A 15529-nucleotide genomic window follows, 5' to 3' on the forward strand; every position below is an offset into this window, starting at 1 on the left:
AAATGTCCCTTTTGAAGGTTTTATCATCCTTTTCTGACGCTTAAGTCGTTTTTACTCCAAAGTTTTCTTCAATGGAACAGGAAGCTGAAATTTGCAGTTATTAATATTAAAAGAACTTTGGCTGGTCTTGATGTGTTGAATTCCTTGGGCAGAACAGCAAAAAAGGGCTTTAAAAATGTCATTTTTGAAGCCCTTTTTCTATATGTGAGAAGTCTCACGTCTAAAATCTAATATCTCAAATCTATTTACACATCGTCATAATCCACCTTGAGACTATCTGAAGTTGGATGTGCCTGGCATGTAAGAATAAGTCCTTCTTCGATCTCGCTGTCTACAAGAATGGAGTTTTTCTCCATTTCGGCGGTTCCTTCGGTGATGCGTGCGACACAGCTACTGCAAATTCCGCCCTGGCAGGAGTAGGGAACATCGATGTCATTGTCAAGAGCCATTTGTAAAACGGTCTTATTTTTTGGCATACTTAAAGTCACCACTTCATCATCAACTTTAATTGTCAGCTGGGTTTCTCCCTCAAGATTTGATGTTACTTCGCCTTCTACTTCGGTATTAAAAAGTTCGAAAAGAACCTGCTCTTTTTTGATGTTGTTCTTCAGGAGAACTTCAGAAACATTATTGATCATATCTTCTGGTCCACAGAGGTAGAATCGGGTAAAAGTAGTATCCTTGAACCTGTTTTTCAGCACATAATTAACTGTGCTTTCCTCGATCCTTCCGTAGTGGCAGTTTTCCTCATTGCATCGGCTGTAAACAAATTCAATAAATAACCTGTCGGGATGCTCTGCCTGTAGTTTAAGAAGTTCCTTGAAAAATATAGTTTCATCTGGAGTGCGGTTCCCATAGACAAGAACGAAGCGACTATGCTTTTCTTCCTTAAGAACGGTCTTGAGTATAGAAAGCACGGGAGTGATCCCGCTACCGGCAGCAAAGGCAGCATAAGTGTGTGGATGACCATCCTGCACCGGTTCAAAGATAAATTTTCCTTCGGGAGGATGTACCTCGAGTACATCGCCCGCTTTTAATTTATTGTTGGCCACAACCGAGAAAGTTCCGCCCTTGACCTCCTTGACAGTCACCTTAAAAGTTTCATCTGCCGGAGGGGTACAAAGGGAGTAGGCTCGGCGCACTTCCTTACCTTCTATTGTTGTTCTTAATGTAACGTATTGTCCTGCTTTAAAGGAGAATTCACTCTTTAAATTCTGAGGTATTTCAAATTCGAGACTTACTGCCTCTTCTGTTTCCCTAATAACATTTTTAATCTTTAGCGGAAAGAATTTGCTCATTTTTTGGGTATTTACCCGCAAAAATACAAAGTAACAATGGCAATTTTTATAACAATTATTTAAAATAATACCTATGACTCAAAGGTATATTTTTTATATTTGAAAATACTTTGTTGTAAATGTCTAATTCTAACCTGTTTAAAGGGAGTTTATCTACAATAGTTCTCAAGCTGTTGAAGGAGGAAGGGCGCATGTACGGCTATGAAATCACTCAGAAAGTTAAAGACGCCACAAAAGGAAAATTTAAAATTACAGAAGGTGCATTATACCCAACGCTCCACAAGCTGGAAGCCGACGGGATCCTGGAAGTAGAGGTGGAAAGGGTGGATAATCGTTTAAGAAAATACTACAGACTTACCGAAAAAGGAACTACAGAAACAGCTAAGAAAATCTCTGAACTTGAAGAATATATAAAGACGCTTCAGGAAGTCATTTTCTTAAAACCAAAAATGGGCTAAGATGAAAAATTTGACTCCTGAACAGATAAAATTTATCGATACCTATTTGAAAAAATCCGGAGTGGAATTTCTTGACGTTCGAGTAGAAATGGTTGATCATGTAGCCAGTGCACTTGAAGAAAAACTTGAGGAGTACAGTGCCTGTAACTTCTATGAAGCCTTTAAATCATACATGATCAAAAATAAGAAGAGTCTTCTAAAAAGTGCCAACAGCGTGAAATGGTCTGTAGATCGTAAGGTACTTTTAAGTATAAGAAAGGAACTTTTTAAAATTCCTGTGCTCCTTGTCGGTGGTGGAATTATGACCACTCTGGTTAATGTAGACATTGCTCACCTTGAAAAAAATCTTTGGTTCCAGATAAGTTGTGCAGCAGGAATCTTTACTGCTTATTTAATACCGGTAGTTCTGTACATCAAACAAAAAATATCCTTTCTTAACAGGTTATCTATGTATGCGTATTTGATCAATTACCTGTTCTTTCTATTATTAAGTAATGTAGAAATACCTGCTGATTGGTTAGAGGTTATCTATGGTCTTTTAGTGTGGGCAAATCTGGGAATTTTATTAACTGCTTTTAAAATGTCTGCTTATTACAAAAAACAGTTCGCTCGATTATGAAAAAAGTTTCTAATAGTGAGATAGAAAGATTATACAGGTTTACCCGGGAGCATTTTGTGGTGTACTACGATGTTCAAACAGAACTGGTAGACCATCTTGCCAATGGGATCGAATGTCAGTGGCAGGATGATCCCGGAATTTCCTTTGAGCAGGCTCTGCAAAAGGAGTTCAAAAAGTTTGGAGTTTATGGATTTAGCGATGTTGTGGAGAAACGGGAGCGGGCAATGGGAAAGAAATATCACAAGCTTATTTTGAAGGAGATCATAACCATTCTTAAACGGCCTAAAGTATCTGTTAGCATGCTATTAATCTTTTGGCTATCCAATTTTTTTCTCAACCTGGAAAACGGTCAAAATGCCTACCTAACTTTCCTTTTTATTGTTTTATTTATCCTCCTGATTTTTGTCGGCCGAAGATCTGTAAGGAGGAGAAAAGCCAAAGAAGGAAAAAAGGTTTTTCTTTTTGAAACTATGATCGAGAATGCCGGAGGATATTTTTCCCTGGTGTGGGTTCCATTTCAGTTACTAAATTTTATGGATGCTGCGGAAGCCGGTTATATAAACTGGTTGATGTCCTTCCTCATTGCTTTTTATGCGCTCACCAGCTATGTCTGCTTCTTTCGCCTTCCAAAAAATAAAGAGGAGATCCTGAAAAAAGTTTATCCCAAAATGAAATATTCCTAAGGGATTTGTAACAAAAACAATATTTTTCCACTAATACTGCTAAAGTCATTACCGCATGTTTAAACATTTCATTTCTCTACAGTGGAAAGCCTTTTTCCGGTCGGCCTCTTTTGGCAAGAGCCTTGGGTTGAAGATTTTTATGGCTTTTATTGCCATTTATTTTGCTTTGGTCTTCTTAATTCTTGGAATTGGTCTTTACCCCTTACTAAAAGAAGCATTCCCGGAAGAAGATCCGTTACAGATCGTCAATAGGTTTTTGCTGGTATATCTTGTTCTGGAATTGGTGATGCGATCTGCGTTACAATCCCTTCCGGTCATGACAGTCAAGCCACTATTGGCTCTACCTGTTTCTAAAGGAAAAGTGGTGAATTACGTGCTGTTGAGGTCGCTACTTTCATTTTTCAATTTTTTACCACTATTGCTCTTTGTGCCTTTTGCCGTATTCACCTGGCATGAAACCGGGCTTCCGGCCCTTTCCATGTTTGCATGGACCGTTGCGGTTATTGGGTTGATATTGAGTGTCAACTACATCAACTTTTTATTGAAAAAGAAGTTTGCAGATGATATAAAGACCATATTGCCTTATACGTTAATTGCGCTTATTTTTTATGGGCTGGAAAGATTTGAAATATTTAGTATTACAGAATTTTTTGGCGCCGGATTAAATTACGTACTCGAAATGCCATTTTTGGCACTTCTGCCTTTACTTCTTGCTTTCGCTCTCTTCAAGTGGAATCAAGCCATGTTAAAGAGCAGGTTCTATTTAGACGAATCTCTCAAAGGAAAAGTTACCGAAGCTAAATCCCAGGATTTTGAATGGCTGCGAAGATTTGGAGGGATAGCACCATTTCTTCAGCTCGATCTTAAATTAATATGGCGTAACAAGCGTCCCAAGACCCTTATTTTTATTTCCCTGTTAATTATGGGCTATGGCCTCATTTTTTATCCCAATGACTCCTATCAGAACATGCCTGCAATTTTCGTCTTTGTCGGGATCTTTATGACGGGCATCTTTATGATCAATTTTGGGCAATTCATTCCTGCCTGGGATTCTTCCTACTACTCGATGATGATGGCGCAGAATATTCCGTTGAAGCAGTACCTTAATTCCAAAGCAGCTTTGGTAACATTTAGCATAGTTATTATCACTATCCTTACTACGCCTTATGTATATTTTGGTTACGATATTCTGCTCATCAATATTGTGTGTGCCTTATACAACATAGGGATCAATGTGCCGGTACTTTTATTTTCAGGTTCATTTAACAGAAAACGAATAGAATTGGAAAAGAGTCCTGTCATGAATTACCAGGGCACGGGAGCAGCACAATGGCTGGTGGGGCTTCCCCTTTTGATTCTTCCAATTTTGATCTTCTGGCTGCTCAACAAGTTTTTTTCCTTTGAAGTTGCGGTGACCACCCTTGCTGCTTTAGGTTTCCTGGGAATAATTTTTAGAAACCTGATTTTTGACGCAATAGTCCAGTCCTATAAAAAGAATAAATACGCCATGATCAATGGCTTTAAACAAACAGGAGAATAAGATGATAACAGTTACTAACCTTTCGAAAGTTTATAATGGTACTTCGGTACTAAATATTGAACATCTTGAAATCCCCCGCGGGCAGAGTTTTGGTCTTGTGGGAAATAACGGTGCAGGAAAAACGACATTTTTCAGTCTTCTGCTGGACCTCATTCAGCCTACTACCGGCAATGTTTTCAATAATGAAATTACGGTAAGCCAAAGCGAAAATTGGAAACCTTTTACTTCTTCCTTTATTGATGAAAGTTTCCTGATTGGATACCTAACCCCCGAAGAATATTTCAATTTTGTAGGGGAACTTCGGAACCGAAACAAGGCCGATGTTTCTACTTTCCTTCAGAATTTTGATGAGTTTTTTAACGGCGAGATCCTTGGGAGAAAAAAGTATTTGCGGGACCTTTCAAAAGGAAACCAGAAGAAGGTAGGGATTGTAGCTGCTTTAATAGGTGATCCTGAAGTGGTGATCCTTGATGAGCCGTTTGCTAACCTTGATCCCAGCACACAAATAAGGCTTAAAGCTTTAATTAAGGAGCTTACGTCAAATTCAGACATGACTGTTTTGATCTCCAGTCATGATCTTATACATGTGACTGAAGTTTGCGAAAGAATTGTGGTGCTTGATAAAGGACATGTTGTGAATGATATTAAAACTTCTGAAGCTACACTTAAAGAACTGGAGCAGTATTTTGCCGGAGCAGCGGTAAAAGTTAAGGAGGAGCAGGAAAAGGATTCTATAGAAACTCAGGCCTAATCCAGTAATTTTGAACAATACCGAATTTAAGATCTATGGTTGGGCGCGTATACTTTTATTTATTTTGCCTTACCTGTTTATAAGAGGAATGTTGGAGCTCACCGGCTATGTCATTGCCGGAATTTCTTTTGAAGATCAAAATTTTGTAAGATCACCGGGGCAACAACTAACCGTTTTATTCTTTGGTTTATTAGGCACTTTCCTCGTGCTCTGGATCTTTATGAAATATGTTGACCGGGAAAAATTTATCGACCTGGGTTTTCAATTAAAAAACAGGTCTGTGGATTTCATAGTGGGAACTGCTGTGGGGTTGATCACTATGGTCTTTGGATATATTTTGTTGATAGGAATAGATGAGATCAATTACTCCGAATTCAATTTTAATCCTGAGGATTTACTTATTTCTGTTTTGTTGTTTCTCATTGTTGCATTGGTGGAAGAGGCTTTGTTCAGGGGATACGTCCTAAAGAATTTAATGCTTTCCTGTAATAAATATTTCGCATTGATTATTTCATCTGCTCTATTCTCATTGATGCACGGATTTAATCCAAACATGAGCCTGTTTAGTTTTTTTGGTCTTTTTTGTGCAGGTATTATCCTGGGGATCACCTACGTCTACACAAAAAATTTGTGGTACCCCATAGGGCTACATTTTGGCTGGAACTTTTTCCAGACGCACCTGGGTTTTAATGTGAGCGGGCAGGATTTTTATTCTTTGATAGAATTTAATTATACTACCGGGAATTTGTTCAATGGTGGGGAATTTGGGTTTGAAGGTTCCGTATTTTCAGTAATAGCACAACTATTTATTTTCTTAGGTGCTCTATACTACTACAAAAGACCTGTAAAAAACATTTTGACAGGCTGATTCTAAGGGTAAAACAATAATCATTTAAAACGTTCAGAAGATACTTTTCATTCGGCCTCACCCGGGAGAAAGGAAACTTTACCGAAGATTAAGATCTTTCTTTAGTGAAGAACGAAACGAAAAAGAATTACATGATAGTTAGAATTTGGCACGGGTATACAACTAAAGAGAACGCAGATGCTTATGCGCAATTAGTTACGTCAAAGATCTTTAGGGAGATTGAAATAAAAAGTGGTGATGGCTTCCACGGTGCCCAACTATTAAAAAGAGAAATGGCCGAAGAAGTGGAATTCACTACCATCATCTGGTTTAGGAACCTGGAGGCGATTAAAGAATTAACAGGGGAAGATTATGAGACCGCATACATCCCTAAGGAAACCCGTAACTTTTTGTCCCAGTTTGATTCAAAGGTCACACATTCCCATCTTCTCTATTCCTCGGTAGAATAGCTAAATCTACAATACCTTTTCACGCATAGTTCCCCCGAAAAAATTCGCTATTTTTACCCACTCACAATAATATTTACGGCACATTTAAGTTATTGCTAATAAGAAGGATCTGTTGATTTGAAACTATCTATAAAGGTTATTGCTATTTTGTTCCTGTTGATCTCTATCACAGGTTGCTCGAGGAAAAAGAACACCTTTCTCAACCGCAACTGGCATGCCGTTACAGCGGAATATAACACACTCTACAACGGGAATTTAGCTCTTGATCTGGGGATTAAAGCTCTTAATGAAAGCTACCTTGACAATTATTGGGGAATACTTCCGGTGGAACGTATGGCGATCAAAGAGGAGGTATTGGCTCCCGGTGAGAACATCAACCCCAATTTTCTTGTAGCCGAAGAAAAAGCGGTAAAGGCAATTCAGCGGCACTCCATGTTGATTGAAGGATCCGAAACGAATCCGCAGATTGATGAGGCCTATTTATTGTTGGGAAAGGCGAGATATTATGATCAGCGCTTTGTGCCGGCTCTGGAAGCTTTTAATTACATACTTCACAAATATCCTCTTAGCAATACAATTAATGAGGCCAGGATTTGGCGGGAAAAGACAAATATGCGTCTAGAATTTGACCAACTGGCTATCAAAAATTTGAAAAAGATCCTGGAAAGTGAGCGACTGGACGAGGATGACAGGGCAGAGGCTTCGGCAATACTGGCTCAGGCTTACCTGAATATTAATGCTCCCGATACTGCTGTGGCACACATCAAACGTGCGGCCGAATTAACAGGTGAAAAAAATAAAGAAGGGCGTTACTGGTATATCACCGGCCAACTTTATGATGTTTTGGGAAAACGAGATAGTGCTTCTTATGCTTTTGACCGGGTGATCGATCTTAATAGAAAGATCCCACGCATTTACCTGGTTAATGCAATGATTAGGCAAATAGAATATTTGAATGTCACTGCAAAAGAAAAAGCTCTTGTTCTCGAACAACTAAATGCTCTTGCAGAAGACAGGGAAAACAGGCCATACCTTGATAAAATATACTTTCAGCTTGCCGAATTTCATTATCAGCAGGATTCCTCAGAACTCGCTATAGATTACTACAATCGTTCACTTCGAACACCTTCTAATAATACTTACCTGCAGTCCCTGGATTATCAAACTCTGGGAAATATTAATTTTGATGCTGCCCGTTACGAAGTAGCCGGGGCATACTTTGACAGCACTCTTTCGAAATTGTCTGAAAATTCACGGGAATACCGGCTCATAAAGAGAAAGCGGGATAACCTGGATGATGTGATCTACTACGAAAAAATGGCCCAAAAAGCCGATAGTATTCTCTATCTCGCATCTTTGTCTGAAGAGGGGCAACTGGAATTCTTTAATGAATACACTACCAAACTAAGGGAGCAGGCTAAAAGCGAAGCCGAACGTCCTGCACAGCAGCAGGAAGCGCAGAATTTCTTTGAGAATAAACGTCCTGCTATGCCCGGGATACCAAATCCCGGTTCCTCATTCTATTTTTATAATCCCACGGCTGTGGCCTATGGAAAGCAGGAGTTTTTCAGGTTGTGGGGTGACAGGGAACTTGCCGATAACTGGCGTACACGCCGCATTAGTGGCGGCGGCGAAGACCTGGTTACCGAAGGAGTGAATGAACTTATTGATAACGATCCAAAATTTGATCCTCAGTCATATATAAAAACTATTCCTACTGATGTAGCTGTGCTGGACAGTATAAAAGGGGATCTTAATTTTGCGAGTTATCAACTTGGATTGATCTACAGGGAAAAGTTTAACGAAAACGAACTGGCGGCTGAAAGGTTGGAGTTTGTAATAGGTAATAAGCCTGAAGAGAGATTATTGCTGCCTGCGAAATACAATCTTTATAAAATTTATTCAGATCTCGGAATGACTGCCCGGGCACAATCTCTCAAAAATGACATTTTAGTCACCTATCCCGATTCCCGATATGCTGCTATTCTTTCAAACCCCGAGAGCTTATTAAGGGATGAGAACAATCCAACGGCTATCTATGAACAGTTGTATAGCAGTTATGAAAATCAGGAATATGAAAATGTTATTGCAGAGGTAGATCAATTAACCGGTCAATTTGCAGGAGATGAGATAGTTCCAAAACTGGAACTTTTAAAAGCCATGGCAGAAGGAAGGTTGTACGGGTTTGAGGCCTATAAAGCGAGCCTTAATTATGTTGCGCTTAATTACCCGCAGTCTATTGAAGGTAAAAAAGCCCAGGAAATTATTAATCAGGCCTTGCCTGCTATAGCGGGATCACAATTTGTTCCGGATACTTCCGGCACTTCCTTTAAGTTGATCTTTCCTTTTGGAAAAGAAGAACAGGAGGGAGCCATTGAGTTACAGGAGACACTTTTGAGTGCCATGCAGGAGTTTGGTTATTCCGGTAAAGTTTCGCGGGATGTTTACAATAAGGAACAGGATTTTGTTGTAGTTCATGGTTTTAATTCCGCTGCAGAGGCAAATACTTTTGCCCAAAGATTGAAGGGGGACGATAAATACCCGATTGATAAAAAATCTTTTTATATTTCCACCCCAAACTACAGGATCGTGCAGATCCATAAAAACATTGAAACCTACTTAGATTCATTAAACACCCCCACACAGTAATGTTTAAACAGGATAAGGCAAAATCGATAACAGAGAACAGCAAAGAGCAAAATAAAATATCCCCCGGCACAAAGATCAAGGGAAACATTGAAGCCAAAGGCGGCTTTAGGATAGACGGTTGTGTAGAAGGAACCGTAAAAACCCCCGGGAAAGTAGTAATAGGAAAAGATGGTTGTGTGAATGGAGAGCTGGAATGCGAAAATGCCGACATTGAAGGAAAATTTTCTGGTAATCTCAAGATCCAGGGGACACTGAGTCTTCGAAGCACAGCAGTAATTGAAGGGGAAGCCATAGTTTCTAAACTGGCGGTAGAGCCTGGAGCAACTTTTAACGCCACCTGCACAATGCGGGACGGGGTGAAAGCAATTCGCAATGAAAGAGGAGAAAAACAACGACAAGAAAAGTCAGCTTAAGAATTGGGCTGTATTTACCGGGATTGCTTTTCAAATGGGCGCCACGATCTTCATTTGCGCCTGGATTGGAAAAAAACTGGATGAAAGATATCCAATGGAAAAGAACTGGTTTACAATTGGTTTTGTTCTTTTTGGTTTAGTCGCTTCAGTCTACGTTGTTCTAAAACAACTCAAACGCTACAATAATTGAATCCTGAAATTTTCAAAGACCTGTTGAGGTTTACTTTTTTGCTTTTTCTAGTGGCCGGGATAAGTTATGGATTCCATTATGGATTTTTAACTTATTTTCAGAATGACCGCCCCATGGACCTGGTGAACTTTGCCTATAAATTCAATGTGGGCATTACGCTGCTGTTCACCTCCACGATTATTTTGGCCAGTGAACATCTTAAAGAACAGTTAGGTTTTATCTTTTTAATTAGCGGGATGGTAAAGCTGGGTATCTTCTTTTACCTCATAAAAACATCAGAGTTTGATTTGGACAAATCTGTCTTTTTGCATTTTTTTGTTCCTTACGCACTGTGCATCGTGGTGGAAATTGTCTTCATCGCAAAAATTCTTAACCGCACTAACTTCTCGAATGACAAGTAATTAGGCTTCTTTCGGTAGAAAAAAACTAATAGTGTACATAGGCTGCTTTTTTTTATATAATTATGTACATTTGCAGCCGAATTAAAGGACTGTAATTTACCTGAAAATGCAAAAGGAAAACGTTGCGAAGTTTTTATTAGCCTGTCTTTTAATGTTTGTGAGTTTCAACTCACAGGCATTTAGTGTTAAAGAACCTCAGGAAGGGGAGGACGCAAAAGTTAACACCGAAGAAGAAATCGAGGCATACATTGATCATCACCTTGCCGACTCTTATTACGTGAATTTCTTTTCGGATGCGGAGACCGGGGCTCACTATGGCTTTCCACTTCCGGTAATCCTTTGGGATGACGGATTGAAAGTTTTTTCCTCTGGTAAATTTCATCATGGTGAAGATATCGTTGAGGTTGACGGGCAGCATTACCGTTTGTATCACTCTCATATTTATAAAACTAATGCCGAGGGAACCATTACCTATGATGAAGATGGTTTTCCGGCAAATGAAAGGCCATGGGATTTTTCAATCACTAAGAATGTGCTTACAATGATGCTTGTGAGTCTTTTAATGCTCATTCTTTTCACAAGTCTTGCAAATACATATAAAAAGAGAGCAATACCAAAGAAATTTGGACGTGTTCTTGAACCGCTTGTTCTTTACGTACGTGATGAAATAGCTAAGCCAAACATCGGGAAGAACTATCGAAAATATACTGGATTCCTGTTAACAGTTTTCTTTTTTATCTGGATCCTTAACCTTTTAGGTATGACACCACTTGGTGTGAACGTGACAGGAAATATTGCGGTAACCTTCGCACTGGCCCTGGTAACATTCATTATTGTTCAGTTCTCGGGGAATAAAGATTACTGGAAGCACATTTTTTGGATGCCTGGTGTTCCTGTTCCTATGAAGATCATTCTTGCCCCGATCGAAGTTTTGGGAATGTTCACCAAGCCATTCGCACTTATGATTCGACTTTTTGCCAACATGACGGCTGGTCACGTGATCGTGATGACATTGCTTGGATTGATCGTAATATTCCAAAACTGGATCGCAGGACCTGCGTTCTTTGGATTTACAATTTTTATTTCAATTATCGAATTACTGGTAGCTTTTCTACAGGCATATATCTTCACCCTGCTTAGTGCCCTTTACATAGGGATGGCGGTTGAAGAGCATGATCATGATCATCCTGCCGATAACGAAGACATTCCCGTATTATAGTATAAACGTTTTTAAGAGTAAGTTTAATTTTTAATAAATAAGTATGGAAGCCTTAAATTTAGATTTGATTGGAGCTGGTTTAATTATTATTGGAGCCGGTTTTGGTCTTGGTAAGATTGGTAGCGCTGCAATGGAAGGAATTGCACGTCAGCCAGAAGCTGCCGGTAAAATCCAAACTGCAATGATTATCATCGCTGCACTTTTGGAAGGTGTTGCTTTTGCTGCTCTTTTCGCAGTATAATCAATCAGAAAAAACTTCAGGCTTTGCAGCGGTTGGCTGCAAGGCTTGATTTATTAAAAATTAAACAATAGAAGAAATAAATAGAATATGGAAAAGTTAGTCAACGATTTTTCTTTTGGATTGTTTTTCTGGCAGATCATTATCCTGGTCGTGCTTATCGCGTTACTTCGCAAATTTGCATGGAAACCCATTTTAGATGCCTTGAATTCAAGGGAGCAGGGAATCCAGGATGCACTTGATTCGGCTGAAAAAGCTCGTAAAGAGATGCAAAACCTGCAGGCAGATAATGAGAAATTGTTACAGGAAGCTCGTTTGGAGCGTGACAACATGATCAAGGAAGCCAGACAGATCAAGGATAAAATGATTTCTGAAGCAAAAGAAGATGCACAGAAAGAAGGAGAGAAAATGATCCAGCAGGCAAAAGCTACTATCCAAACTGAAAAGAATGCCGCTCTTGCCGATATTAAAAATCAGGTAGCAACTTTGTCTGTTCAAATAGCCGAAAAAGTGGTAAGAGAAGAGCTTTCAACCAAAGCAAAGCAGGAAAGACTGGTTGAAGATATGCTTGATGATGTTACCTTAAATTAAGAAGATGCAGGGAAGCAGAGCCGCCGCAAGATATGCCAAAGCACTTTTGAGCCTGGCAAAAGATAAGAACGTCGCTAATGAGGTTAATGATGACATGACCACCATTAGTGAAACCATTGCGAATAGCAGTGATCTCAGGAATTTTCTCAAGAATCCTGTGATTAAAAATAACATGAAGAAAAGTGCCCTTTTAGAGATCTTTAGATCTGTAAATGGAGTTACTTCAGGATTGTTCACAATTTTGATCGAGAATAACCGTCTTGATATTCTTCCACTGGTAGCAAAGAATTACAACCGTCTTTTTAATGAGATGAACGGGGTTCAGGTAGCCAGGGTAACAACGGCTATTCCTCTTACTCCTGCGTTGGAAGCTAAGATTCAGCAAAAAGTTAAGGAGTTGACAGGGAATGAGGCTAAAATCGAAAATATTATCGATGAGAGTATCATTGGCGGATTCATTTTAAGAGTTGGGGACATACAGTATAACGGAAGTGTTAGCGCCCAGCTCACCAATTTGAAAAGAGAATTACTGAACAATACATACGTTACAAAAATTTAATGAAAACCGTTGCGCCATGGCGCAGCATTTTATTCTAAATAATTATGGCAGAAATTAATCCGGCTGAAGTATCAGCGATTTTAAAGAAACAGCTTTCCGGGTTTGAGGCTAAGGCTTCACTTGACGAAGTAGGTACTGTACTCAATATTGGGGATGGTATCGCTAACGTTTACGGACTGGCGAATGCGCAATACGGCGAGTTGGTGGAGTTTGAAGGTGGACTTGAAGGAATCGTACTTAACCTTGAAGAAGATAATGTTGGGGTTGTACTTTTAGGCCCTTACAAGCAGGTAAAAGAAGGAGCTACTGTTAAAAGGACCCAGAGAATTGCTTCTATCAATGTAGGTGAAGGAATCGTAGGACGTGTTGTTGATACTCTTGGAGCGCCAATTGATGGAAAAGGTCCAATTGAAGGAGAAACTTTCCAGATGCCACTTGAGCGTAAAGCACCGGGTGTAATTTACCGCCAACCGGTAACCGAGCCTCTTCAAACGGGGATTAAGTCTATCGATGCCATGGTTCCAATTGGACGTGGACAGAGAGAGCTTGTTATTGGTGACCGTCAAACCGGTAAGACTGCCGTGGTTATTGATACCATCCTTAACCAGAAAGAATTTTATGATGCAGGGGAACCTGTTTATTGTATATATGTAGCTATCGGGCAAAAAGCCTCTACAGTTGCTGGTATTGCTAAGACTCTTGAGGACAAGGGAGCTCTTGCCTATACTACTATTGTTGCTGCAAACGCATCTGACCCTGCTCCAATGCAGGTTTATGCGCCATTTGCAGGCGCTGCGATAGGTGAGTACTTTAGAGATACCGGTCGTCCTGCATTGATCGTTTATGATGATCTTTCAAAACAGGCTGTTGCTTACCGTGAGGTATCTTTGCTTCTAAGACGTCCACCGGGACGTGAAGCATATCCTGGAGACGTTTTCTTCCTTCACTCAAGACTTCTTGAGCGTGCTGCAAAGATCATTAATGATGATGACATTGCTGCAAGTATGAACGATCTTCCAGACGTTCTTAAAGATAAAGTTAAAGGGGGAGGATCGCTTACAGCACTTCCGCTTATTGAGACTCAGGCGGGTGACGTTTCGGCTTATATCCCTACCAACGTGATCTCGATCACCGATGGACAGATTTTCCTTACTTCAGATTTATTTAACTCGGGTGTGCGTCCTGCAATTAACGTAGGTATCTCGGTATCCCGTGTTGGTGGTGCAGCTCAGATTAAATCCATGAAGAAAGTAGCGGGTACCCTTAAACTTGACCAGGCGCAGTATCGCGAACTTGAAGCTTTTGCGAAGTTTGGATCAGATCTTGACCCTGCAACTCTTAATATCATTGAAAAAGGTAAGCGTAACGTGGAGATCCTTAAGCAGGCAGAGAACAATCCTTACCCTGTGGAGAACCAAATCGCCATCATCTATGCAGGTGCAAAGAACCTTTTGAGAAACGTTCCTGTAGACAGGATTAGAGAGTTCGAAAAGGAATACCTGGAATATCTTGATGCCAAGCACAGAGATGTACTTGATCAATTAAAAGCCGGTAAGCTTACAGATGAGATTACAGATACGCTTACACAGGTAGTAAAAGAGCTTTCAGCTAAATATAAAAAGTAGTATTGAGTATGGAGAAGTGAGTATTGAGAAGCTCACTTCCTGTTTTCAAATTTGAATTAAAGTATTGAGATATTTGATCTCACATCTAATATCTCAATACTCAATACTTAACAATAATGGCCAATTTAAAAGAATTACGAAGCAGGATCACCTCGGTTTCTTCAACCATGCAGATCACCAGTGCCATGAAAATGGTATCGGCTGCAAAGTTGAGCAAAGCCCAGGATGCCATTACTGCAATGAGACCTTATTCTGAAAAGCTTTCTGAATTGCTACAGTCGCTTAGCGCCACTCTTGATAGTGACCAAAGCAGCAAGTATTCTGAACAGCGGGAGGTGAATAATGTCCTTATAGTATCAATTTCTTCCAATCGTGGATTGGCAGGTGCGTTTAACTCAAACATTGTTAAGGCATCAAAGTATGTTGTGAATCGTGATTACGAAAACAAAAATGTTGAATTCTTTACCATTGGTAAGAAAGCGAATGACATTCTAAAAAAGACTCACAAGATCTTTCGCAATGAGACTGAAATCTATGATGATCTTAGTTTTGAAAATGCAGAGGCTGTTGCGCAGGACCTTATGAAGTTGTTTGTTGAGGGTAAATACGATAAAATAGTTCTCATTTACAATCAGTTTGTAAATGCGGCTACTCAGAAAGTTCAGGTAGAACAGTTCCTGCCTATCGTGCCGGTTGAAAAAGATGAGAATGTTACTTTAGATTATATTTTCGAACCTTCAAAAGAAGAGATCGTACTGGAACTAATTCCCAAGTCCCTAAAAATGCAGGTTTATAAGGCGCTAAGAGATTCTTTCGCTTCTGAACACGGTGCGCGTATGACTGCCATGCATAAAGCTACAGATAATGCTACCGAACTTAGGGATTCCCTAAAACTATCATACAATAAAGCGCGACAGGCTTCTATTACCAATGAGATCCTTGAGATCGTAGGTGGAGCTGAAGCTTTAAATAAATAGA

18 protein-coding genes are annotated in these 15529 nt (G+C 39.8%); 17 read left to right on the plus strand and 1 reads right to left on the minus strand.

Features of this window, described 5'->3' with window-relative positions:
• Positions 1–245 precede the first annotated feature (245 nt).
• Positions 246–1298: a ferredoxin--NADP reductase gene (locus tag OU683_RS05300; RefSeq protein WP_268135969.1), complete on the minus strand. Its 1053-nt coding sequence runs from the start codon at positions 1296–1298 to the stop codon at positions 246–248.
• A gap of 119 nt (positions 1299–1417) precedes the next feature.
• Here OU683_RS05300 and OU683_RS05305 point away from each other — a divergent pair, with 119 nt between their 5' ends.
• The 17 genes from OU683_RS05305 (at position 1418) to atpG (ending at position 15528) form a co-directional block, all read left to right on the plus strand.
• Complete coding sequence (locus OU683_RS05305; protein ID WP_268135971.1) at positions 1418–1756, plus strand: PadR family transcriptional regulator; 339 nt, start codon at positions 1418–1420, stop codon at positions 1754–1756.
• Between the two features lies 1 nt (position 1757).
• Entirely contained in the window at positions 1758–2375 is a 618-nt protein-coding gene (locus tag OU683_RS05310) for a hypothetical protein (RefSeq protein WP_268135973.1), read from the plus strand.
• Positions 2372–3058, plus strand: coding sequence for a hypothetical protein (locus tag OU683_RS05315; protein ID WP_268135975.1), 687 nt, complete (start codon positions 2372–2374; stop codon positions 3056–3058). The genes OU683_RS05310 and OU683_RS05315 overlap by 4 nt, the downstream gene beginning before the upstream one ends.
• Positions 3059–3113: 55 nt before the next feature.
• Positions 3114–4598, plus strand: coding sequence for a DUF5687 family protein (locus OU683_RS05320; protein WP_268135977.1), 1485 nt, complete (start codon positions 3114–3116; stop codon positions 4596–4598).
• 1 nt (position 4599) lies between these two features.
• Entirely contained in the window at positions 4600–5349 is a 750-nt protein-coding gene (locus OU683_RS05325; RefSeq protein WP_268136145.1) for an ABC transporter ATP-binding protein, read from the plus strand.
• A 10-nt stretch (positions 5350–5359) separates the two neighbouring features.
• Positions 5360–6217, plus strand: coding sequence for a CPBP family intramembrane glutamic endopeptidase (locus OU683_RS05330; RefSeq protein WP_268135979.1), 858 nt, complete (start codon positions 5360–5362; stop codon positions 6215–6217).
• Between the two features lie 131 nt (positions 6218–6348).
• Positions 6349–6666, plus strand: coding sequence for a hypothetical protein (locus OU683_RS05335; RefSeq protein WP_268135981.1), 318 nt, complete (start codon positions 6349–6351; stop codon positions 6664–6666).
• 117 nt (positions 6667–6783) lie between these two features.
• A complete protein-coding gene (gene porW, locus OU683_RS05340; protein ID WP_268135983.1) occupies positions 6784–9315 on the plus strand; it encodes a type IX secretion system periplasmic lipoprotein PorW/SprE in 2532 nt (843 codons plus the stop codon).
• Positions 9315–9728: a bactofilin family protein gene (locus OU683_RS05345; RefSeq protein WP_268135985.1), complete on the plus strand. Its 414-nt coding sequence runs from the start codon at positions 9315–9317 to the stop codon at positions 9726–9728. Before porW ends, OU683_RS05345 begins: the two co-directional genes overlap by 1 nt.
• The gene (locus OU683_RS05350; protein WP_268135987.1) at positions 9688–9918 is read left to right on the plus strand and encodes an AtpZ/AtpI family protein; all 231 of its coding nucleotides are present in this window, start codon (positions 9688–9690) and stop codon (positions 9916–9918) included. The genes OU683_RS05345 and OU683_RS05350 overlap by 41 nt, the downstream gene beginning before the upstream one ends.
• Positions 9915–10319, plus strand: coding sequence for a DUF6168 family protein (locus OU683_RS05355; protein ID WP_268135989.1), 405 nt, complete (start codon positions 9915–9917; stop codon positions 10317–10319). Before OU683_RS05350 ends, OU683_RS05355 begins: the two co-directional genes overlap by 4 nt.
• 106 nt (positions 10320–10425) lie before the next feature.
• On the plus strand, positions 10426–11538 hold the full coding sequence (atpB, locus tag OU683_RS05360; protein ID WP_268135991.1) for a F0F1 ATP synthase subunit A: 1113 nt from the start codon (positions 10426–10428) through the stop codon (positions 11536–11538).
• Positions 11539–11581: 43 nt separating this feature from the next.
• Positions 11582–11779, plus strand: a complete 198-nt coding sequence (gene atpE, locus OU683_RS05365; protein WP_029036344.1) for an ATP synthase F0 subunit C — start codon at positions 11582–11584, stop codon at positions 11777–11779.
• An 87-nt stretch (positions 11780–11866) separates the two neighbouring features.
• Positions 11867–12367 carry a F0F1 ATP synthase subunit B gene (locus OU683_RS05370; RefSeq protein WP_228913901.1) on the plus strand — a complete coding sequence of 167 codons (501 nt, stop codon included), beginning with the start codon at positions 11867–11869 and terminating at the stop codon, positions 12365–12367.
• 4 nt (positions 12368–12371) lie between these two features.
• The gene (gene atpH / locus OU683_RS05375; RefSeq protein WP_268135994.1) at positions 12372–12926 is read left to right on the plus strand and encodes an ATP synthase F1 subunit delta; all 555 of its coding nucleotides are present in this window, start codon (positions 12372–12374) and stop codon (positions 12924–12926) included.
• 44 nt (positions 12927–12970) lie between these two features.
• Positions 12971–14551: a F0F1 ATP synthase subunit alpha gene (gene atpA / locus OU683_RS05380; protein WP_228913903.1), complete on the plus strand. Its 1581-nt coding sequence runs from the start codon at positions 12971–12973 to the stop codon at positions 14549–14551.
• 116 nt (positions 14552–14667) lie between these two features.
• Complete coding sequence (gene atpG, locus OU683_RS05385; RefSeq protein WP_268135997.1) at positions 14668–15528, plus strand: ATP synthase F1 subunit gamma; 861 nt, start codon at positions 14668–14670, stop codon at positions 15526–15528.
• Position 15529 lies beyond the last annotated feature (1 nt).

The organism is Salinimicrobium sp. TH3, from assembly GCF_026676115.1.
In the GTDB taxonomy this organism is placed as follows: domain Bacteria; phylum Bacteroidota; class Bacteroidia; order Flavobacteriales; family Flavobacteriaceae; genus Salinimicrobium.